Annotated in this window: 17 protein-coding genes and 1 other RNA gene; 9 read left to right on the forward strand and 9 right to left on the reverse strand. The window is 63.2% G+C overall.

Annotated elements, in window-relative coordinates; all coding sequences use genetic code 11:
• Window positions 1–31 precede the first annotated feature (31 nt).
• A complete protein-coding gene (locus ABH945_RS02220; RefSeq protein ID WP_074765143.1) occupies window positions 32–1,333 on the forward strand; it encodes an MFS transporter in 1,302 nt (433 codons plus the stop codon).
• Between the two features lie 101 nt (window positions 1,334–1,434).
• On the opposite strand, the gene ABH945_RS02225 is transcribed toward ABH945_RS02220, so the two are convergent.
• Entirely contained in the window at window positions 1,435–3,282 is a 1,848-nt protein-coding gene (locus ABH945_RS02225; RefSeq protein ID WP_429249586.1) for a tetratricopeptide repeat protein, read from the reverse strand.
• Window positions 3,283–3,467: 185 nt separating this feature from the next.
• Here ABH945_RS02225 and ABH945_RS02230 point away from each other — a divergent pair, with 185 nt between their 5' ends.
• The gene (locus tag ABH945_RS02230) at window positions 3,468–5,192 is read left to right on the forward strand and encodes an FAD-dependent monooxygenase (protein ID WP_074765139.1); all 1,725 of its coding nucleotides are present in this window, start codon (window positions 3,468–3,470) and stop codon (window positions 5,190–5,192) included.
• Between the two features lie 31 nt (window positions 5,193–5,223).
• On the opposite strand, the gene ABH945_RS02235 is transcribed toward ABH945_RS02230, so the two are convergent.
• The 4 genes from ABH945_RS02235 to ABH945_RS02250 are packed head-to-tail and all read right to left on the reverse strand — an operon-like array spanning window position 5,224 to window position 10,538.
• A complete protein-coding gene (locus ABH945_RS02235) occupies window positions 5,224–5,475 on the reverse strand; it encodes a formate dehydrogenase subunit delta (RefSeq protein WP_074765137.1) in 252 nt (83 codons plus the stop codon).
• An 8-nt stretch (window positions 5,476–5,483) separates the two neighbouring features.
• Complete coding sequence (fdhF, locus tag ABH945_RS02240; RefSeq protein ID WP_429249587.1) at window positions 5,484–8,447, reverse strand: formate dehydrogenase subunit alpha; 2,964 nt, start codon at window positions 8,445–8,447, stop codon at window positions 5,484–5,486.
• A gap of 13 nt (window positions 8,448–8,460) precedes the next feature.
• Window positions 8,461–10,056, reverse strand: coding sequence for a formate dehydrogenase beta subunit (locus ABH945_RS02245; protein WP_429249588.1), 1,596 nt, complete (start codon window positions 10,054–10,056; stop codon window positions 8,461–8,463).
• Window positions 10,053–10,538, reverse strand: a complete 486-nt coding sequence (locus ABH945_RS02250) for an NAD(P)H-dependent oxidoreductase subunit E (RefSeq protein ID WP_074765131.1) — start codon at window positions 10,536–10,538, stop codon at window positions 10,053–10,055. The genes ABH945_RS02245 and ABH945_RS02250 overlap by 4 nt, the downstream gene beginning before the upstream one ends.
• Window positions 10,539–10,672: 134 nt before the next feature.
• On the opposite strand from ABH945_RS02250, the gene ABH945_RS02255 reads away from it, so the two are divergent.
• Window positions 10,673–11,752, forward strand: a complete 1,080-nt coding sequence (locus ABH945_RS02255; protein ID WP_429249589.1) for a substrate-binding domain-containing protein — start codon at window positions 10,673–10,675, stop codon at window positions 11,750–11,752.
• A gap of 107 nt (window positions 11,753–11,859) precedes the next feature.
• Window positions 11,860–12,126 (forward strand): hypothetical protein, encoded by a 267-nt coding sequence (locus ABH945_RS02260; RefSeq protein WP_074765127.1) that lies wholly within the window; start codon window positions 11,860–11,862, stop codon window positions 12,124–12,126.
• 114 nt (window positions 12,127–12,240) lie between these two features.
• Here ABH945_RS02260 and ABH945_RS02265 read toward each other — a convergent pair whose 3' ends face one another.
• Window positions 12,241–12,618, reverse strand: a complete 378-nt coding sequence (locus tag ABH945_RS02265; protein WP_429249590.1) for a COG4315 family predicted lipoprotein — start codon at window positions 12,616–12,618, stop codon at window positions 12,241–12,243.
• Window positions 12,619–13,194: 576 nt separating this feature from the next.
• Between ABH945_RS02265 and ABH945_RS02270 the strand changes: the two genes are divergently transcribed.
• The 5 genes from ABH945_RS02270 (at window position 13,195) to ABH945_RS02290 (ending at window position 19,066) form a co-directional block, all read left to right on the forward strand.
• Window positions 13,195–13,320: a hypothetical protein gene (locus tag ABH945_RS02270; RefSeq protein WP_290439521.1), complete on the forward strand. Its 126-nt coding sequence runs from the start codon at window positions 13,195–13,197 to the stop codon at window positions 13,318–13,320.
• A 93-nt stretch (window positions 13,321–13,413) separates the two neighbouring features.
• On the forward strand, window positions 13,414–14,340 hold the full coding sequence (locus ABH945_RS02275) for a hypothetical protein (RefSeq protein WP_429249591.1): 927 nt from the start codon (window positions 13,414–13,416) through the stop codon (window positions 14,338–14,340).
• 91 nt (window positions 14,341–14,431) lie between these two features.
• Window positions 14,432–15,625: an HlyD family secretion protein gene (locus ABH945_RS02280; protein ID WP_429249592.1), complete on the forward strand. Its 1,194-nt coding sequence runs from the start codon at window positions 14,432–14,434 to the stop codon at window positions 15,623–15,625.
• Between the two features lie 2 nt (window positions 15,626–15,627).
• A complete protein-coding gene (locus ABH945_RS02285) occupies window positions 15,628–17,730 on the forward strand; it encodes a peptidase domain-containing ABC transporter (RefSeq protein ID WP_429249593.1) in 2,103 nt (700 codons plus the stop codon).
• A complete protein-coding gene (locus ABH945_RS02290; protein WP_429249594.1) occupies window positions 17,723–19,066 on the forward strand; it encodes a TolC family outer membrane protein in 1,344 nt (447 codons plus the stop codon). Before ABH945_RS02285 ends, ABH945_RS02290 begins: the two co-directional genes overlap by 8 nt.
• A 107-nt stretch (window positions 19,067–19,173) precedes the next feature.
• On the opposite strand, the gene ssrA is transcribed toward ABH945_RS02290, so the two are convergent.
• The 3 genes from ssrA to ubiG form a co-directional block, all read right to left on the reverse strand.
• Window positions 19,174–19,543: a transfer-messenger RNA gene (gene ssrA, locus ABH945_RS02295) on the reverse strand.
• 102 nt (window positions 19,544–19,645) lie between these two features.
• Entirely contained in the window at window positions 19,646–20,359 is a 714-nt protein-coding gene (gph, locus tag ABH945_RS02300) for a phosphoglycolate phosphatase (RefSeq protein WP_429249595.1), read from the reverse strand.
• 31 nt (window positions 20,360–20,390) lie between these two features.
• Window positions 20,391–21,089 carry a bifunctional 2-polyprenyl-6-hydroxyphenol methylase/3-demethylubiquinol 3-O-methyltransferase UbiG gene (ubiG, locus tag ABH945_RS02305; RefSeq protein WP_429249596.1) on the reverse strand — a complete coding sequence of 233 codons (699 nt, stop codon included), beginning with the start codon at window positions 21,087–21,089 and terminating at the stop codon, window positions 20,391–20,393.
• Window positions 21,090–21,095: the final 6 nt, after the last annotated feature.

The raw sequence follows: 21,095 nt of genomic DNA on the forward strand, positions 1-21,095 counted from the left end.
CCACCTGGCGGCGGGCTTATCAGAGAAAGTCATGTCTACTGCGTCACACGCCACTTCCGCATCGGAAGAATCCAAGGTCAAGACAGTTTTCCGCGTGGTCAGCGGCAACTTTCTTGAGATGTACGATTTCATGGTCTACGGCTATTACGCGTCGGCGATTGCCAAGACCTACTTCCCGAGCGGCAATGAATTTGCCTCGCTGATGCTGTCGCTGTCCGTGTTCGGCGCGGGCTTCCTGATGCGCCCGCTCGGCGCGATCATTCTCGGCGCGTATATCGACCATCACGGCCGCCGCAAAGGCCTGATCCTCACGCTCGGCCTGATGGCGCTCGGCACGCTGACGGTCGCGGCGATTCCAGGTTACGCGACCATCGGCATACTCGCGCCGGTTCTGGTGCTGTTCGGGCGGCTGCTGCAAGGCTTCTCGGCAGGCGTCGAACTCGGCGGCGTGTCCGTGTATCTGTCGGAGATCGCGACCAAGGGCAACAAGGGCTTCTATTGCTCGTGGCAGTCGGGTAGCCAGCAGGTCGCGGTGGTGTTCGCCGCACTGATCGGCGTGATGCTCAACAAGCTGTTGCCCGCCGAGCAGATGTTCGCCTGGGGCTGGCGCGTGCCGTTCCTGATCGGCTGCCTGATCGTGCCGTTCCTGTTCCTGATCCGTCGTTCGCTGCAGGAAACCGAGGAGTTCAAGGCGCGCAAGCATCGTCCGAGCATGGGCGAGATCATGAAGTCGATGGCCGCGAACTGGGGCGTCGTGCTGGGCGGCATGGGCATGGTGATCATGACCACGGTGTCGTTCTACATGATCACTGCGTACACGCCGACCTTCGGCAAGGAAGTGCTGAAGCTGTCGTCGATCGATACGCTCGTCGTGACGGTCTGCGTCGGCTTGTCGAACCTGGTCTGGTTGCCGCTCGCGGGCGCGCTGTCGGATCGGATCGGCCGCCGTCCGGTGTTGCTGACGTTCACGATCCTCACCATTCTCACCGCGTATCCGGCGCTGCAATGGCTGGTCGGCGAGCCGTCGTTCGCGCGTCTGCTGGCGGTTCAGTTGTGGCTGTCGTTCCTGTACGGCAGCTATAACGGCGCGATGGTCGTGGCGCTGACCGAAGTGATGCCGGTCGAAGTGCGTACCGCCGGTTTCTCGCTGGCGTATAGCCTGGCGACGACGATCGGCGGCTTCACGCCGGCTATCGCAACCTTGCTGATCCACGTCACGAATAACAAGGCGGCGCCGGGCCTGTTCCTCGGCGTGGCGGCGATCTGCGGGCTGATCGCGACGCTGGTGCTGTATCGCACGCCGGAAGCGCGCAACCAGTATCGGGCGGCGTAGCGGCTGGCATTGGCCGCCCGGCTCGGGCGTCTGTCCAGATAAATAAAAACCCCGCGTTCGTGAGAACGCGGGGTTTTTTGTTGAGTCGGGATGAGCCTGGATCAGCTTTCGCGCAGTTGCTTCGCCACCGCATTCACGACCTCGCTCCATGCACCGGGACGTGGTTGCCGCACCAGCGCCGCGCCCGGATACCACGGGCTCCGCGCGTCGCCGTCGAACCAGCGCCAGTCGGCGGCGAACGGCAGCATCAACCACAGCGGCTTGCGCATGGCACCGGCGAGATGAGCGATCGACGTATCGATCGACACGACCGCGTCGAGCCGTTCGATGATCGCGGCGGTATCGGCGAAGTCGCCGATCCGTGTGTCGAACCGGTGAATCGACGCCGTGCGCGGATGCGCGTCCAGCGCCGCGCGCTCGTCGGCGCTCAGCGCGGGTTGCAGCACGATCCAGTCGATGCCGTCGAGCGCGAACAGCGGATCGAGTTCGGCGAGCGGCATCGAGCGGGTTTCGTTTTGCTGTACGCGTCCCGACCACGCAATGCCGATCTTCCGCTTGGCCTGACCGCCGAGCGAGCCCCGCCATTTGCGGCCATAAGCGGGGGGCACGCTGAGATAGGGCGTGCGCGACGGAATCGTGTCGAACGTCGTGCCGAGCGCAAGCGGCAAGCTCAGCAGTGGGCATTGCAGATCCGCAGCCGGACGCGGCGAACCCTGTGCAATCAGCGTAACGCGCCACGCCTGCGCGACGGGCGCCAGCAACGGCAGCAATGGCGGCTGCACTTCGAGCACGACGCGCGCGGCGCGCTGCGCGGCCAGCGGCACGAAGCGCACGAACTGCAGCGTGTCGCCGAAACCTTGCTCGGCGTGGATCAGCAGCGTGCGTTGCTCGATCGGCTCGCCATGCCAGCGCGGTAAGGTCTGAATGACCGGCTGCGCCATCGCCTGCAAACGCCATTCGTATCCTGGCAGCCCGCGCGCGAAATTTCCCTGCGCGAGCCAGGCGAGCGCGCGGTTCATGTGCGCCGACGCGAGATCGGGGCGCAGCCGCAACGCCTGATCGAAGGCGCGCACGGCAGGCGCATGCGCGCCCAGCGCCTGGTGCGCCGTGCCCAGACTCAACCACGCGAGCGCGAACTGCGGATCGAGCCCGACCGCGCGCTCCAGATACGGCAACGCCTGCGCGTGACGCCCCAGCGACGCAAGCGCGTTGCCCATCCCGAAGATCGCGGGCGGCAGATTGGGCTGCAACGCGAGCGAGCGCTCGAACGCAGCAACCGCTTCCGCATGACGGCCGGTGGCGTCGAAGGTATTGGCGAGATTGAAGTGCGCAGCGACGAAGCGCGGCTCGGCGGCCAGCGCCTCCTGGAAGCATGGAATCGCCTCGCTGGCGCGCCCCAGCGCGTTCAGCGACATCCCCATGTTGTTCAACGCGCCCGCGTGCCCGGGGCGTAGTTCGAGCGCGCGCTGGAACGACGCGATAGCCTGCTCGTGACGCCCGAGCGCGTGCAGCGCGTTGCCCAGGTTGTTGTGCGACGACGCATCGTTCGGTTGCAGACGCAGCGATTTCTCGAACGAGTCGGCGGCGTCTTCGTGACGTCCCACCGACGCGTAAGCATTGCCCAGGTTGTAATGCGCCATCGGAAACGACGGCGCGAGCGTCAGCGCATTGCGAAACTGTTCGATGGCGTCGTCGATCTGACCCAGCGCCTTCAGCGCGTTGCCCAGATTCAGTTGCAGCGCGGCATCCTCCGGGCGCAGGTTCACCGCGCGCCGCACGAGGGCGGCGGCTTCGGCGTGCTGGCCCTGCTGGTGGCGCAGAACGCCCAGCAGATGCAACGCATCGACGTGCGAGGGATTGCCGTCGAGCGTCGCGCGATAGTCGCGTTCGGCGTCGTCGAGGCGGCCGTCACGATGCGCCGCGTAAGCGCGGTCAAAAACTTGTTGCATGACGGGGGGATGGCATTTCGGTGAGGCAGAGGCCGCATTTTCCCACACTCGGCGGAGTGCGCCCGAAATCGGCCTGGCGGGAGAGGGCGCTGGCGGCCGCAAAACCGCGCCAATGATGCAGCGCACCTTTGACCCCAAATTCAGCGGCGTACACTAGAGCGCACTGTTGTCTGCCGGAGTTCCGCATGGACGCTGCTGCAACCGATGCGTCGCCAGTGCTGATCGTCGGGGCCGGTCCAACCGGACTTGCCGCTGCGATGAGCCTCGCGCGCGCCCACATCCCCGTTCGCCTGATCGACAAGGCGCCGCAACCGAACCCGTATTCGCGCGCCATCGGCATCCAGGCGCGGACGCTCGAACTGCTCGAACAGCACCGGCTGATCGAACCGTTTCTCGAACTCGGTCATCGCGCGCGTATCGCCAATCTGTTTTCGAACGGCATGCGGCTCGCGCAACTCGACTTCGATCCGCTGCACACGCGCTATCCGTATCTGCTGTTTCTCGATCAGTCGGTGACCGAGCGTCTGCTCACCGAGCATCTCGCCACGTACGGCGTGACAATCGAGCGGGGCGTCGAACTGACCATGTTCTCGCAGGGCGCGGCGAGCATTCAGGCGACGCTGCGTCGCGCGGACGGCCATACCGAGACCGTGCGCCCGTCCTACATGATCGCCGCCGACGGCGCGCATAGCTCGATTCGCCACCGGCTGGGCTTGAGCTTCGAGGGTAAGACGTTCGAGCAGACTTTCCTGCTCGCCGATCTGCACGCCGAAACCGACTGGCCCGAAGACGAATTCCATATCTTCGCGTCGGGCGAAGGTCTGGTGGCGCTGTTTCCGATGGGGCACGGCCGGCATCGTCTGATCGCGGATCAGGCGACCGAACCCGCCGCCGTGGCCGCGCCGCCGACGCCTGCTGTGCTCGGCGAGCCGCCGCTCGATCAGGTGCCGCCGCCGTCGCTCGAACAATGCAAGGCGTTGATCGCCCGGCGCGTGCGGGAGCGGGTCGATGTATCGGACCTCGCGTGGTCGTCGTATTTTCATCTGAATAGCCGGATGGTCGACAAGCTGCGGGTCGGCCGCATTTTCCTCGCCGGCGATGCCGCGCATGTGCACAGCCCGGCCGGCGCGCAAGGGATGAACACCGGCATTCAGGAAGCGTTCAATCTCGGCTGGAAGCTCGCGCGCGTGCTGAACGGCGCGGCGCCGGACCGGCTGCTCGACACGTATCACATGGAGCGGCATCCGATCGAGCGCGACGTGCTGCGGCAAACCGGTTTCATCACGCAGATGGCCGAGGCCGATCACGGTCCGCTGAAGCTGCTGCGCGAGCGCGTGATGCCGGTGCTCGCCGCGCTAGGGCCACTGCGGGACGCGGCGCGTGCGACGATCAGCGAGTTGTCGATTCAGTACCGGCGCAGTCCGCTGACGCTCGAACGGGTGCTCGACGGCGGCCCGCGCGCGGGCGAACGCGCGCCGGATGCGCTGGTGCATGTGGTCGACGGCCCGCTCGGACGCGCGCCGGGTGTCGGGTGCATTTTCGATCTGCACGATCCGGCGTTTTTCTCGCTGTTTCTGCTGGTGCCACCGTTGCCGGTAGACGACACGCCACTGGATCCAGCCGCCAAACATGCGCCTCCATCGGACCCGGAACTGGAGCGGCTCACCGCCGAAGTCGAGCGATTGTTGCCGGGCGCGGTGCGGATCTGGCGCATCACCGATACGACCGGCGATGGCGGGCCTGCGCTGTCGGAGTCGTACGGACGCACGCGGCCGTCGTTCTATCTCGTGCGCCCGGACGGCTATATCAGCGCGCGCGGGCGCACCGGTTCCGATCTGCACGGCTTGTTGCGGCATGTCGAGGCGTGGTTCGCGGTGGGCGGCGAGATACCGGAGCAGGCGGCGCTTTAAAGAAGCCGCCTGACGCGTGCTGTGCGGCTGTTCAGGCCGGCGAGGGCGCGGCGGGCATCAACTGGTCCCGATGTTTGACCAGCGCTTCCCTGACGAACGCCGACATCGCCACGTCGTTCCCGTCCGGTTGATCCAGCGACGTCAGCAACGCTCGCCGCATGCGCGGCTCCCAGAAGCGGCGGATGTGATCGGCCACGCCCGCCAGCGCTTCGTCGCGATCCGGCATCGAATCGAAGAAATCGCCGATCCGGTTCGCCATGTCGATCAGATTCTGATTGTCCATGCGCTATCTCACTTGCCCGAACCGGCGTTGGTCAACTCGCGCTGCTTCAGCAGATCGAGCTGCTCGCTGTTGAAGCGCGAATAGTCTTTCTGCCATTGCGACGGCTGTTCGACCGGCATCACCTGCACCGCGGTCACCTTGTATTCGGGGCAATTGGTCGCCCAGTCGGAGCTGTCGGTGGTGATCACGTTCGCGCCCGATTCGGGGAAGTGGAACGTCGTATAGACCACGCCCGGCTGCATCCGCTCAGTCACTTTCGCGCGCAGCACGGTTTGTCCCGCGCGCGATTCGATGCCGACCCAATCGTCCGTCTTGATGCCGCGCTCCTCGGCATCGTGCGGATGCAGTTCCAGCCGGTCCTCGTCGTGCCAGCGAGAGTTCTCGGTCCGGCGCGTTTGCGCCCCCACGTTGTATTGCGACAGGATGCGGCCGGTGGTCAGCAGCAGCGGGAATTTACGCGTGACCTTTTCCGGCGTCGCGATGAACTTCGTAATCACGAACTTGCCCTTGCCGCGTACGAAGGTGTCGATGTGCATGGTCGGCGTGCCGTCCGGCGCGTTCTCGTTGCACGGCCATTGGATGCTGCCGAGTTCGTCCAGCCTGCGATACGACACGCCGTGGAAGGTCGGCGTGAGACGCGCGATCTCGTCCATGATCTGCGACGGATGCGTGTAATCCATCTCATAGCCGAGTGCTCGCGAGAGCATGACGGTGACTTCCCAGTCGGCGTAACCGGGCACTGGCGGCATCACTTTGCGTACGCGCGAAATGCGGCGCTCCGCGTTGGTGAACGTGCCGTCCTTTTCGAGGAACGACGAACCGGGCAGCAGAACGTGCGCGTACTTGGCGGTCTCGTTCAGGAAAATATCCTGCACGACGATGCATTCCATCGACGACAACGCCGCCGACACATGATGCGTATTCGGGTCCGACTGAACGATGTCTTCGCCCTGGCAATAGAGACCCTTGAAGGAGCCATGCACGGCGGCGTCGAACATGTTCGGAATACGCAGGCCGGGTTCCGGCTGCAGCGTGACATTCCACGCTTCTTCGAACAGCGTGCGCGTGACCGTATCGCTGATATGCCGGTAGCCGGGCAATTCGTGCGGGAACGAGCCCATGTCGCACGAACCCTGCACGTTGTTCTGACCGCGCAACGGATTCACGCCGACCCCTTCGCGGCCGATGTTGCCGGTCGCCATCGCGAGGTTCGCGATGCCCATCACCATGGTCGAGCCTTGCGCGTGTTCGGTGACGCCGAGGCCGTAGTAGATCGCCGCATTGCCACCGGTCGCGTAAATGCGGGCGGCTTCGCGCACGTGCTGGGCGGGAACGCCGGTCAGCGGTTCGGTGGATTCCGGCGCATTTTCGGGCAGTGCGACGAAATCGCGCCATTGCTCGAACGCGCGTGTCTCGCAGCGCCCGGCGATGAACGCTTCGTTCAGCAGCCCTTCGGTGACGATCACGTGCGCGAGCGCATTGACGATCGCGACATTGGTGCCGGGACGCAATTGCAGATGATGCGACGCCTTCACATGAGGCGTATCGACGATATCGATTCTGCGCGGATCGACGACGATCAGCTTCGCGCCGTCACGCACGCGGCGCTTCAGACGCGAGCCGAACACCGGATGGCCATCGGTCGGATTCGCGCCGATCACCATGATGACGTCGGCTTTGTCGACCGAAGCGAAGGTCTGCGTGCCCGCCGATTCGCCGAGCGTGGCCTTCAGGCCGTAGCCGGTCGGCGAATGGCATACGCGCGCACAGGTGTCGACGTTGTTGTTGCCGAACGCGGCGCGCACGAGCTTCTGCACGAGATACGTTTCTTCATTCGTGCAACGCGACGACGTAATGCCGCCGATCGAATCGCGGCCGTGCTTCGCCTGGATTCTGCGGAACTCGGAGGCCGCATAAGTGAGCGCTTCTTCCCAACTGACTTCGCGCCACGGGTCGGTGATCTTCGCGCGGATCATCGGCTTCGTGATGCGGTCCTTGTGCGTCGCGTAGCCCCATGCAAAGCGGCCTTTCACGCACGCGTGGCCTTCGTTGGCCTGGCCGTTTTTATGCGGCACCATCCGCACGACCTGGTTGCCTTTCATCTCCGCCTTGAACGAGCAGCCGACGCCGCAATACGCGCAAGTCGTCACCACCGAATGCTCGGCCTGACCGAGCTTGATGACCGACTTCTCCTGCAAGGTCGCGGTCGGGCACGCGGCGACGCACGCGCCGCACGACACGCATTCCGATTCCATGAACGGCTGGTTTTCGCTGGCCGCCACGCGCGATTCGAAACCGCGTCCGGCGATGGTCAGCGCGAAGGTGCCCTGCGTTTCCTCGCACGCGCGCACGCAGCGATTGCAGACGATGCATTTCGACGGGTCGTACGTGAAGTACGGATTCGACTCGTCCTTTTTGTCCTTCAGATGATTCGCGCCGTCGAAACCGTAGCGCACTTCGCGCAGACCGGTGACGCCTGCCATGTCCTGCAATTCGCAGTCGCCGTTGGCGGGGCAGGTGAGGCAGTCGAGCGGATGGTCGGAGATGTACAGCTCCATCACGTTACGGCGCAGCGATTGCAGCCGGTCCGTTTGTGTGCGGACTTTCATGCCCGCTTCGACCGGCGTCGTGCACGAAGCCGGATAGCCGCGCTTGCCTTCGATTTCGACCAGACACAGACGGCACGAGCCGAACGGTTCGAGCGAATCGGTCGCGCAGAGTTTGGGCACGTTTACGCCCGCTTCGACCGCCGCGCGCATGACCGAGGTGCCTGCCGCAACGGTGACGGACTGACCGTCGATTTCAAGCGTGACGTCGAGGTCGGCGTGGCGTGCGGGCGTGCCGTAGTCGGTGTCGTCGAAGAAAGAACGCGGCGCGCGCTGTTGCGTCATTGCCTGTGATTTGCACGCGCAATTGCCTGAGCCGCAGCCGCCAGCGCCATTGCCAGTTGATGAGTTGATCGCGTCGGACATGGTGGTCTCCTGGTCAGGCCGCTTTGGGCGCGTGATGATCGACGCGGTTGGACGCGTTCGCATTCGCGCCGGCATCGGCGAGACCAAAGTCTTCGGGGAAATGATCGAGCGCGGACAGCACCGGGAACGGCGTCATGCCGCCCATCGCGCACAGCGAGCCGGACACCATCGTGTCGCACAGATCGCGCAGCAACTGCACCTGTCGCGTGGACGTGTCGCCGTTGCGAATCCGCGCGATCACTTCGACGCCGCGTGTCGAGCCGATCCGGCACGGCGTGCACTTGCCGCACGATTCGAGCGCGCAGAAGTGCATCGCGTATTGCGCGAGTTCCGCGAGATTCGACGTGTCGTCGTGCACGACCAGCCCGCCGTGGCCGATCACCGCGCCGACTGCTGCGTAGGCCTCGTAGTCCATCGGAATATCCCACTGGCTTTCCGGCAGGTACGTGCCGAGCGGACCGCCCACCTGCACTGCGCGCGCTGGCCGGCCGCTTGCCGTGCCGCCGCCGAAGTCGTCGAGCAATTCGCGCAAGGTCACGCCGAACGCGAGTTCCACGAGACCGCCTTGCTTCACGTTGCCTGCGAGCTGGAACGGCAGCGTGCCGCGCGAGCGTCCCATGCCGAAGTCTTTGTAGAACGCCGCGCCGCGCGCGAAGATGATCGGTACGGTGGCGAGCGTGATGACGTTGTTGATCACGGTCGGTTGTCCGTGCAGGCCGACGAGCGCGGGCACCGGCGGCTTCGCGCGGACGATGCCGCGCTTGCCTTCGAGCGATTCGAGCAGCGCCGTTTCCTCGCCGCATACGTACGCGCCCGCGCCTTTCGCGACGAACAGTTCGAAGCGGTGTGCGTCCGATCCGAGCACGCTGTCGCCGAGCCAGCCGGCGGCGCGTGCATTGTCGATCGCGGCCTCGAGCGTGGCGATCGAATGCGGATACTCGCTGCGCACGTAGATGTAGCCGACCGTCGCGCCGGTCACGACGCCCGCGATCAGCATCCCTTCGATCAGCATGTACGGATCGCTTTCCATCACGAGGCGATCGGAGAAGGTGCCGGAATCGCCTTCGTCCGCATTGCAGACGATGTACTTCTGCGCAGCTTGCGCGCCTCGCACCGTGCGCCATTTGATGCCGGCGGGGAAGGCCGCGCCGCCGCGTCCGCGCAAGCCCGATTCGATCAGCGCCTCGCAGGCGGCGTCGCCGTCGGTTTGCAGCGCGCGGCGCAGGCCTTCGAGGCCGCCATGGGCGACGTAGTCGTCGATGGAAAGAGGGTCGGTGATGCCGATGCGAGCGAACGTCAGCCGCTGCTGCTTCTTCAGATACGCAATCTCGTCGACCACGCCGACGCAACGCGGATGCTCGCCGCCGGTCGTGAAACCTGCGTCGAACAACGCGGTCACATCGCTTGTTTCGACATTGGCGTAGCCGATGCGGCCTTCGGCGGTCGCTACTTCGACGAGCGGTTCGAGCCACATCAGTCCGCGCGAACCGTTGCGAACCAGTTCGATATCGACGCCGCGCCGCGCGGCTTCCGCTTCGATGGCCTGCGCCAGCGCGTCGGCACCCAGCGCCAGCGCCGCCGAATCACGGGGAACGTAGATGCGCGTCATGCCGTCACCTCCGCGCACTTGCTGGCGGCGGCGAAGATCGCATCGAATTTCTCCGGCGACACCCGGGCGTGCAACGTGCCGTTGATCGTCAACGCGGGCGACAGCGCGCATTGGCCGAGGCAATACACCGATTCCAGTTCCACCGTCGCTCCCTGCCGATGTTCAGCGTCGAAGCGGCAACCGGTGTGCGCCTCGATATGCTGGGCAAGCGCTTCGGTGCCCATGCTGCGGCATGCTTCCGCGCGGCACAACTGCACGGTGACGGGCGCGGCGGGTTCGGTACGGAAGTGGTGGTAGTAGGTGATGACGCCGTGCACTTCCGCGCGCGACAGGTTCATCGCACGCGCGAGTGGCGCAACGGTGGCGGGCGGCACATAGCCGAGTTCGTCCTGAATCGCGTGCAACACCGTCAGCAGGGACACACCTGGCTGCGCGTGACGCTGCACGACCTGATCCGGCGCGATGGCGTGGAAATCGTCCAAAGGGGGGCTCCTCCAAAGTCATATATGCACTTGTTATTCATAATGCGTGCACTTATGCTTCTGTTGTTTGATCAGCTATTGCTGAAAGATAGGCGGGGTAATCCGCCGATGCAATAGGAACGGATTGCACATATATGGTACGGATCGAGTGTCAGGTTCAACTGGTGGTGAAGGGCGTAGATGGCCGCGAGGCCAGCCTGTCGGACGTGGTGCCGTTACTCGCGTTAGTGGACGAGTCCGGCAGCATCGCGCAGGCGGCGCAGCTTAAGGGTTTGTCCTACCGGCATGCATGGGGTTTGCTGCGCAGCATCGAAGAACGGCTGGGCGGCCCGCTGATCGCGAAGGAGCGCGGGCGCGGTTCGGTGCTCTCCGAACTCGGGCAGGCCGTGCTGCGCGCCCAGCGTCTGTGCGGCGAGCGGCTCGATGCCAACATGCAGGCGCTGGCGAGCGAAGTAGCGAGCGACCTGAATCGCTGGCTAGCGCCTCCCGCCGACGACGTGCGCATCCACGCGTCGCATGGTTATGCGGTGGCCGCGCTGGTCACGGCGCTGGTCGCGAACGATCTGCCGGTCGACATCAAATACCGCGACAGCGCCGACGCCGTGAGCGCGCTGGCTCGCGGCGAATGCGATCTGGCGGGCTTTCATCTGCCGCTCGGCGAATTCCGCGCCGCGTGCGCCGACACTTACCGGCGCTGGCTCGATCCGCAGCGTCACGTGCTCGTGCATCTCACGCGACGCAAGCAGGGGCTCTTCCTCGGCAAGAACAATCCGAAGCGGATCGGCGGGCTGAGCGACCTCGCGCGCGACGACATTCGCTTCGTCAATCGTCAGCCGGGCTCCGGCACGCGAATGCTGCTCGATCTCGCGCTGCGTCAGGTCGGCGTCGACCCGGATCGGGTCAACGGTTACGCGTCGACCGAACTCACGCACTCGGCGATTGCGGCGTTCGTCGCGAGCGGCATGGCGGACGTGGGTTTCGGCGTGGAACCCGCCGCGTATCATTTCGGGCTGGAGTTCATGCCGATCGTCGACGAGGACTATTACTTCGCGTGCGACCGCGCGAACCTGGAGCGCGCGCCGTTGTCGACGGTGATCGGCTTGCTGCGCAGCAATGCATTTCGCGGCAATGTCGCGCTGCTCGAGGGCTACGACCCGCAGGATTGCGGCCGGCTCGTGGATGTTGAAACCGGTCTCGGCGAGGCGTCGGCGTAAGAGGTTGTAAACATAAAACTGCCTGCATCGCTGCGCGGGACGCCGGTTTCGGATACTCTTTACGCTTCCGTTCCCGCCTTAACCGCGCGCCCACAGCGCGAAACGATATGAAAGTTCTTCTACACGCTTGTGCCGCCGTTGCGACGGCTGGTGTGCTTCTCGGCACCGCTTCGGTTGGTTTTGCACAGAATTCGCCCGGCGTGCCGGGCGGCATCCTGAACGACCAGTTCCGTCTCGCCGAACATCCGCAGATGCCGTTTGCCGCGTCGGCGCCTTCAGACAAGTATCAGTCGGATAAGAAATCGGCCATGCGCAAGCGCGGCGATAACGGCGATCCGAACGGCTGTAACCTGCAGTGTCCTAAAGACGAATAAGTTTTCTCAGTTTTCTCAAACAACAACGCCGGCAAGTTGCCGGCGTTGTTGTTTTTGCGGCCGCTGTGTCTTGTGCCGCTGCCGTTTCGCGGTCGACGTTCTGTCGGCTCACGCTCAGGGTTTGGCGATATGCCAGACGTCCTTGAAGCCGTCTCCCTTTGCATCTCCGGCCTGCTTGTCCGCTGCGTAGCGATACAGCGGATGGCCCTTGTACGCCCATTGCTGCGCGCCGTCGGCACGCGGAAGCAGCGACCAGTCGCCGGACGGCTTGTCGCCCGAGGTCGCCGTGGCCGCCGGCCAGTTGCTCATGCAGCCGCCGGTGCACGCGCTGACGCCGGGCGTGACGTCCTTGTCGAACGTATAGAGGGTCATGCCGTCCGCATTGACGAAGCGGCCGTTGTTCACTTTCGGGGCTTCGGCGAACGCGCTTTGTTGTAGAACGGCCAGCACGAGCGCCACGGCTGACGCGGCGAAAAGGGTCCTCTTGCGCATGATGCAGTCTCCTGGGGTGGCAACGTGTGATCTGAGTATAGGTAGCGGGCGAGGGACTCGCGGGCTGCATGCGACGAATAAACGGGCGGCGAAGGTGGAATATTCCGAACCACGGGATGATTTCGATATGGTGCCGGCAACGGGTTAAGTTGGTGTGTGATTTTCTGGTTTTGACGTTATTTATATTTCCTTGGCGTCTCGTGGATTTTATTAATTGATTTTGTGAATTTTCCGTTCTCATTTCGGAAGATTCTATTTGATATTTTTGTGATGGGATTATAGATCGTGTTGATTTGAGTAATTTCCCATATCGAAATGGTTGAAAGGTGATGTAAGCGAAAAATTCTGCTTAAGCTATGCCTGTAAGGGCTTTAAAAGCCGTAGGTTTTGAAAAATATAGTAAATAACCACGCACTATGACGAAACCATGAGGGCGTATTTATTATATAAGATAGAACTGTAAAATTACGCAAAGACCGATTTTTAGATTATTCGAAATGCTATGATCCGTTCGCTCACAGCGTAAAGATTTTTACCGAGTGGCTATTAATCACGTTATTCAACAAAGGTAATAAAATGCAAAAGATCAATCGCAACGAACTGGCTAAGTCGGCAATCGCTGGTGGCTGCTGCAAGACGGCTAACAAGACGGCGACGGTCGCTGCAACGCCGGTGAAGGTGACCGTTTTGGTCAAGGCGTAATTGTCAGCGTGCCGGGAAGAACCTCCCCGGGGACTTCCCGGCATGCATATTAAGTTGGAGTGAAACATGGGGTCGTGGGCCTCCGCGTCAGCCATGCTGAGTTCACTGCGCAGCAGTATTGTGTATGTAGCGCACAAGATCAGGGGCGAACTGATCGCTCGTATGCCGTCTTCGGCAATAGAACCATTTGCCGCTGTCGTCTGGAAAATTCGCAGCCTCTTTAGCGCAAACGCGCGCTGGAACGGCCTCGCGCGTTGCGAGATCGGCCGCGAGGTGCTGGGATTGGCGTCGCTCAACACTAGCCGTGTCGCATCCGGCAGTTTACGTGAGGCTCTGATCGACCAGCGGATTTATTACGGGCGGCTGTCCCGCGGTCGTGAGAACTGGCCTGATCTCCAGAACGTGTCTGCCGCGCTGGCAAAAAGAATCCGGCAATTTCAGGCTGAGCATCCCGGCCGTCCCGTCATCGTGTCGCCTTTTCATTACGTGTCGCAATACGCGAACATCTACGTTGTCGACGATCTGCGGGCCGCACTGGGCCTTGAGTCGATTGCGGTGGTATCCGGCGTGCCGCGCGACATGTACGGCGACGACGCGTCGCTCATCCCCGGCGTCACCGTGCTCTACACCTATGGCGACGACGACCGCAACGGACTCGGCTTGCGTATGGCCCGCACGTTGAGGCGCAATGGCGTCGCGGTGCTGTTTGCCGACGTGCCGCCGTTCACGTTGTACCGTTTTCCGATGGAAACAGTGGGCGTGTCGATATTCGGACGCGACGCGCGTATTCACAACGGCGTGTTTCGCCTGGGCACGTCATTCAACGCGGTTCTGCTGCCGTTCTATCTGCGTTTCAGAAACGGCCGCTTCAGCGCAGAAATGTTCGAACCGTTTTCTCTAGCCGAGCCGGGCGCGCCGCAGCAACTCGCCCGATGTATCGAGGCAGCAGTGGCCGACAACTATTCGGACTGGCTCGTCGCCGGACATCCGTCGATGTACTCGTTCTCGCCAACGCGCTAGCCATCAATTCGCCCGGCAAAACAGCCGTCCAGCATGCGGGTCCCGAGTAGACCCAACACCGTGCTGGCTGGCACCCGGCAGCAACGACGCTATGGAACCAATCAATCTTCCCCAATTCAGGGATGTCTCGTGGCGCTGGATCGCGTACGGGACATCGTCGATCGTGGCCGTCGCCATCGTGTTCGCTTTTTTTCACGAAGTCGAATTGAAGCAGGACGTGCGCGCGGAAATTGTGTCGCCGGCCGAAATCAAGATTCAAGGACTGACGGGACTCGTGTCGGACATCTATGTGAACCGCGCGTCGCGCGTCGCGCAAGGGGCGCCGCTGTTCCGTCTCGAGCGCGATCTCTCGCTGGCGAGCAACGGTCTGCAACGCCGAGCTTTCGACGAACACGACCGGGACGAGCAGCTTCGTACGAGCGAAGCGCAATACAGCCAGCGTAAAGCGGACCTCGCCGCGCAACGGGATGCGGCACGGCTTGCGTTGCAAAGCCGGCGCGCGGAAATTGGCGCGCTCGACGAGCAGCTTTCGCAAAGCCGCCAGTTATCCGACGAAGCAGCGCGCAAGCTCGAGCGGCTGGAGTCGGTCTCCGACTACGTCACCGCCGACCGCATCGAACAGGCGAGTGCCGACACCCATCAGGCGAAAGTCGCGCTCGCGCAAACCGCCGCGCGGCGTCAACAGCTCAGCGCGGATCTCGGCGCAGCGATCGGCACGCAAACCGGCCTGGGCGCGCAGCTCAACGAACTGGACGCGCGCCACGCCCGCGAGTTGCAGGACATTCGCATGCGCTTCGAACAGACTCGCCAGGACGCGACCATCTCCGCGCCGAAAGGCGGCATCGTGACTTATTCCGCGCTGGTTCAGGGCCGCACGCTCGCGCCGCAAGACGTCGCCCTCGTTATTTCCACCGGCGAGAAGGGCGTGCTGCGCGCGGCGTTGCGCATTCCGTCGCGGCGGCGCGGGTTTGTCCGCGAAGGTCAGATCGTGCGGCTCAAGTTCGACGCGTTCCCCTATGGGAAATTCGGCAGCTATGAGGCTCGAATCGATTCGATTTCGCGCACCACCGTGCAATCGGCGATGTCGCCGGCAGGCGCGTCGGAGCCGCGTAGCTCAGACGGCGACTACATGGCGTGGGCCACGCTGAGCGGCGACAAATTCACTTTCGAGCGGCAACACTTCGACATCCTGCCCGGCATGGCCGCGACGGCGAGCATCGTGATCGAGCGACGCACCATCGCCGAATGGGTGCTCGCGCCGCTATACCGCGTGCTGCGAGGCTGACCATGCGTGCTATCTATCAAAACGAAGTGGCCGAATGCGGCTACGCCTGTCTGGCCATGGTGCTGACGCATTTTGGGCGCGCCACCGAAGTGCGCGAGTTGCAGGCATTCCAGCCGGTCTCGGCCAACGGTTTGTCGCTGATGGACCTGTACGACGTCGCGGTCGAACACGGTCTGTCGGTGCAGGCTTACCGCTTCGATGCGGGTCATCTGTCGGACATCAAGCGCGGTTCGATCCTGCACTTTGGCGGCGCGCATTTTGTGGTGTTCGAGAAATGCTCGCGTGGTTACGTGCAGGTGATCGACCCGGCCACCGGCCGTCGGCGCATCTCGATGGACACGTTCGTGGCGAACGTGTCCGGCTACCTGCTCGAATGCGCGCCCACGCCGGAGATGCCGCGCATCCGCGACAAGTCACGCGTGCCGGCCGCGTTTGTCCGCCTGCGCGCGCTGAATCCGCAGTTGCGCGCGCAAATCGGCAAGGTGATCTTCGTCGCGCTCGGCAGCCAGTTCGCCATTCTCGCCATGCCGTACCTCGGCAATCTGGTGCTCGACGACGTCGTATCCGCAGACAACCTGAATCTGCTGAACGTGCTCGTGCTGACGTTCTCGGGCATTTTCATCGTCGGGGCGCTGAGCCAGTACATTGAAACGTACCTCGTCGAACTGTTGCATGGCCTCGTGCAGATGAACATGGCCGAGGGGCTGTTGACCAAACTGCTGCGCAATCCGATTCCGTACTTCGAGAAGCGTCATGTGGGCGATCTGTTTGCGCGCGTGAAAGCGCAGGACGAGATCAGTTCATACGGCACGCGCACGGTGATCATGCTCGGTATCGACCTCGCGGTCGGCCTGCTCGCGCTCGCGCTGATGCTCGTGCAAAGCCGGCAACTGACTGCGATCGCGCTGCTGATTTTCGTGCTGTACGTGGCCGTGTCGTTCGCACTGTTTTCGCGGATGCGCGACACGCACGCGCTCGTGCTCGAAGAGTCCGCGCGCTGCGACGACGCGCTGATCGAAACGATCCGCGGTGCTTCGCTGATCAAGCTGTCCCAAGGCGAAACCCGCCGTACCGCGATCTTCATGTCGAAGTACCGCGCGTACGTTGCGGCGCTCGTGCATAACAGCCGGCTCGGCAGCGCGCGCGACGCGATCCTGGGGCTGGTCAATTACGCGGACACGATCGTGGTCACCTGGTTTGCCGCGCGTCTCATGCTCGGCGGCGGGATCTCGGTCGGCGTGTTCTATTCGTTTTTGATCTACAAGTCGTTGCTGTCGGAGCGCTTTGCACGATCGATCAATGCAGGGTTCCAGTATTTCATGCTGAGCGTGCCGGTCGCGCGCGTGAGCGATATCGTCGACGGTGAGCCCGAGCGGTACACGCCAGCCAGCGATACGCACAAGACCGTCGAGGTGCGGCAATTCGAGCGCATCGACGTGCGCAACGTCACGTTTCGCTATGGCGTGTCGGATCAGCCCGTGCTCAGCAATGCGAATCTTGTCATCAGCAAGGGCGACAAGATCGTGATTACCGGCTCGTCCGGTAGCGGCAAGTCCACGTTGTTCAAACTGCTTGCGGCCGCCGAGCCGATCCAGGAAGGCGAGATCGCGCTGAACGGCATCGCGTGGCCGAATCTCACCGTCGACGAAATCCGCCGTCACGCTGTTCATATGCGGCAGGGCGATCTGATCCTGCATGGCTCGATCGCCGACAACGTGTCGCTGTTCGCCGGCAACCCGGACGAAGCGCGCATTCACGCATTGCTCGACGACGTCGGCCTGTTGCCCGACGTGATGCGTTTGCCGATGCGCACGCGCACGATCATCAGCGACACGATCGCGAATATTTCCGCCGGGCAACGGCAGCGACTGCTGCTCGCGCGTGCGCTGTATCAGCCGCGTGAGTTGTTGTTGCTCGATGAACCTACTTCAAATCTCGATCCCGTTTCGGTGCGCCACATCGTTGCGTTGCTACAGCGTCTCGAACGGACTGTCGTCGTAATTACGCACGACATGGCGCTCGCGGCGGCGTTCGACACGCGTTACCGCCTCGTGGATGGCGAACTAGTCTGCGAGGCTCGCGCGGAGGCGTCTTTCAATGAATAAACACACACTTGCCGGCTTGCTGCTTGCGTCGGCCTGCGCGATGCAGATGAGCGCCGCGGCTGCCGTCGACCTGCTCACTGTCGCCGAGCAGGCCGCCGACCACGACGCCGATCTGGCTGCCTCCAGGGCCGGCTCAAAGGCCGCACGGCAGGCGCTGCCGAAGGCGCGCGCGGCGTTGTTGCCACGAATCGAGGGCGGCTGGGGGCGCGCGTACAACAACATCAAGACGGAAGGTTTCCCCGGCGAAAGCTACTGGCAAAACGGCTGGACCGTCTCGTTGACGCAGCCCGTGTTTGACTGGAGTCTCTGGACGACATACCGGCAGGCGGACTTCGTCGGCGCACGCGGTGCCGTCGAGGCCGCGCGTGCCGAGCAGTCGGCGATTCTGCAAGCGGTGCGCGCGTACTTCGACGAACTCGCCGCCGAAGACGAGCAGGCGCGCGCCAACGACTACACAGCGGCGCTCGAGTTGCATCTGGACCAGCTTCATCGCAGGCAGTCGGCGGGCGAGGCGACCGTGATCGATCTGCAGGAGGCCGAGGCGGCGCGCGAACAGGCTCAGTTGCAGCAACTGGACGCTCGTAGCGACCTCGAGTTGAGGCGGCTTTCGCTCGAACACATCACGGGGCAGCCGTTTGTGGCGCTGTCGCGTTTGTCGGATGCCGCAACGATGCCGCGAATCAGCCCCGAGAACCGGGAAAGCTGGGTCGCTCAAGCTGAGGCTCATGACTATGTGGTGCAGTTGAAGCAGATCGACAAACGCATTGCTGCGTTTGAGGTCGAGAAGGCTCGGGCCAGGCATCTTCCGGTCGTCAGCGTGACGGCGAGCCACACGCCGGCGGGCGCGGGCGCTGGCTATTCCCGTCCGACTACGACGTCGAGCGCGATGTTGTCGGTGACGATTCCGATTTTTGAGGGCGGCGAAACGGACGCGATCATCGACGAAACGCTCGCGCTCGAAGACAAGGCGCAGGACGAACTGCTGGGCGCAACCCGGGTGGCGGGCGCGACGGCGCGTGAGAACTGGGCGCGTTTCCGCGACAGTCTCGCGCGTGTGGAGTCGCTGACGCGGCTCGTGCAGACCTCGCGCGCCACGCTCGCCGCGACGCAGACGGGCTACAAGGTGGGCAGCCGGACGAGCGCGGACGTGTTGCGGGCATCTGAGTCGCTTTACTCGAATCGGCGGGATCTGATTCGGGCGCGTTACACGGCGATTGTCGCGCTGCTGCAGCTAAAGGCGGCAACGGCGACGCTGGATCTCAATGAGGTCGCGCGGGTGAACGAGTTGCTGGTGGGGGCGGGGGGAGTTGCTGCTGATGCGAGCGCGCGGCGGTAAGGTGAGGCGGCTCGACTGCGTGCTGGCTGGACGCTAGATGCAAAACAAAAAACCCCGAGAGCGTGAGCTATCGGGGTTTTTTATAAAGCACAGTGCTGTGCGATGTCTGGTGGAGGCGGCGGGAATCGAACCCGCGTCCAGAAGCACTCTACGACTAGTTCTACATGTTTAGTTCTGTCATTTGATTTAACCCAAGTGACGCGGACGAACACGCTGCACTAAGGCGATTCACTAATTTTTCGACCCGGATGTCGTGACGCCACCAAGGCTTAACTGACGTATATGACCTCTGTCGGTATTGCTACCGGTCTTGCGACTCTAGCCCGTCAGTGAACTAGGCAGAGGACGGCGGCCCTTAGGCTGCCAGTGCGAACGTTTCGTCGTTTGCAGTTACGTTTTTCCCGCTGATTTACGAGGTTACGGGGCCTCGACATGCCCTAGCCGCTTCGCAACCCCTGTCGAAACCAGGTCGCCCCCGCGGTTCGTTGCTCAAAATTTCTGAACCAAAGAAGATTTTACAATAGATTGACGGGCGCGTCCCGACTCATTGACCTGTCGAGACGCGGCGCCGCATTTCCTTCAACCGATATCGCGCAGCAACTTCAGCAATTCGACCGGCGAATCGACGACATGCTGTGCATGCCACTGGGTTGGCGGGATGTCGTCGCCACAGTAACCGTACGCTGCCGCAATGGTTTTCATGCCCGCGGCGAACCCGGCCTGCACGTCGCGCAGGTCATCGCCGACATAGACAATGCGCTCCGGTATCACGTCAAGTTCGCGCGCCGCGTGCAGCAGCGGCGCCGGGTGCGGCTTCGAGTGCGGAGTCGTGTCGCCGCTCACCACGCAACCCGCGCGCTCTTCAAGGCCGAGTTGCGCCACCAGCGGCTCGGTAAGCCGCGAAACCTTGTTTGTGACGATGCCCCAGCGCACGCCGCGCGCGTCGAGATCGTCGAGCAATTCGGGGATGCCGGGGAACAGCGTCGTCTCGATGCACAAATCCGCTTCGTAATTGGCGAGGAACTCCTCGCGCATCGACGCGAACTCGTGATCGTCGGGGCCGATTCCGAATGCCGCGCCGATCAGGCCACGCGCGCCAGCCGATGCCAGTGGACGCAGGTTTTCCAGCGGCACCATGTCGAGTCCGCGGTCATGGCGCATCTTGTTGACGGCGGCCGCGAGATCGGGCGCGGTGTCGGCTAACGTGCCGTCGAGGTCGAAAAGCACGGCTTGGCAAAGGCCAAGGGCGTTGTCGGTGTCTTCGCGCTGGGGCAGGGGAGTGGGATCGCTCATTGTCTGGTCGGGTCAGGCGGGTCGGGGCGGATCAGGCGTCGCGGCGGCAGGCGAGCATGTAGTTCACGCTCGTGTCGGCGGACAGCGTGAAGTGCTTGCTGAGCGGGTTGTACACGATACCTTTGATTTCGGCCGTGCGCAGGTCGGCGGCCCGCACGAAGCTCGCCAACTCCGACGGGCGGATGAAGCGCGCGTAGTCGTGCGTGCCCTTGGGCAGCATCCGCGCAATGTATTCCGCGCCGATCACGGCGAACAGGTACGACTTCACGTTGCGGTTCAACGTCGAGAAGAACACCCAGCCACCGGGCTTCACCAGCGTCTTGCACGCTTCGACAATCGCGGCGGGTTCGGGTACGTGCTCGAGCATTTCCATGCAGGTAACCACGTCGTACGTGCCGGGTTCGCGGGCGGCGAGCGCCTCGGCAGCGATTTCTTCGTAATTGACGGTTACACCACTTTCAAGGCTGTGAAGGTCTGCCACTCCCAAAGCTTGGGTCGACAGGTCAATTCCTTTTACATGAGCACCCAAACCAGCCATCGACTCGGACAGGATGCCGCCGCCGCAACCGATATCCAGCACCTTTTTGCCTGCAATGTGCGCGTGGGTATCGATCCAGTTCAGGCGAATGGGATTGAGTTCGTGCAACGGTTTGAATTCGGCATTCGGGTCCCACCAGCGATGCGCGAGGTCGCTGAATTTCTGTAGTTCGTGGGGATCGGCGTTGGTCATGGCGGA

The sequence above is a fragment of the Paraburkholderia sp. GAS333 genome, assembly GCF_050435665.1.
GTDB lineage: Bacteria > Pseudomonadota > Gammaproteobacteria > Burkholderiales > Burkholderiaceae > Paraburkholderia > Paraburkholderia fungorum_A.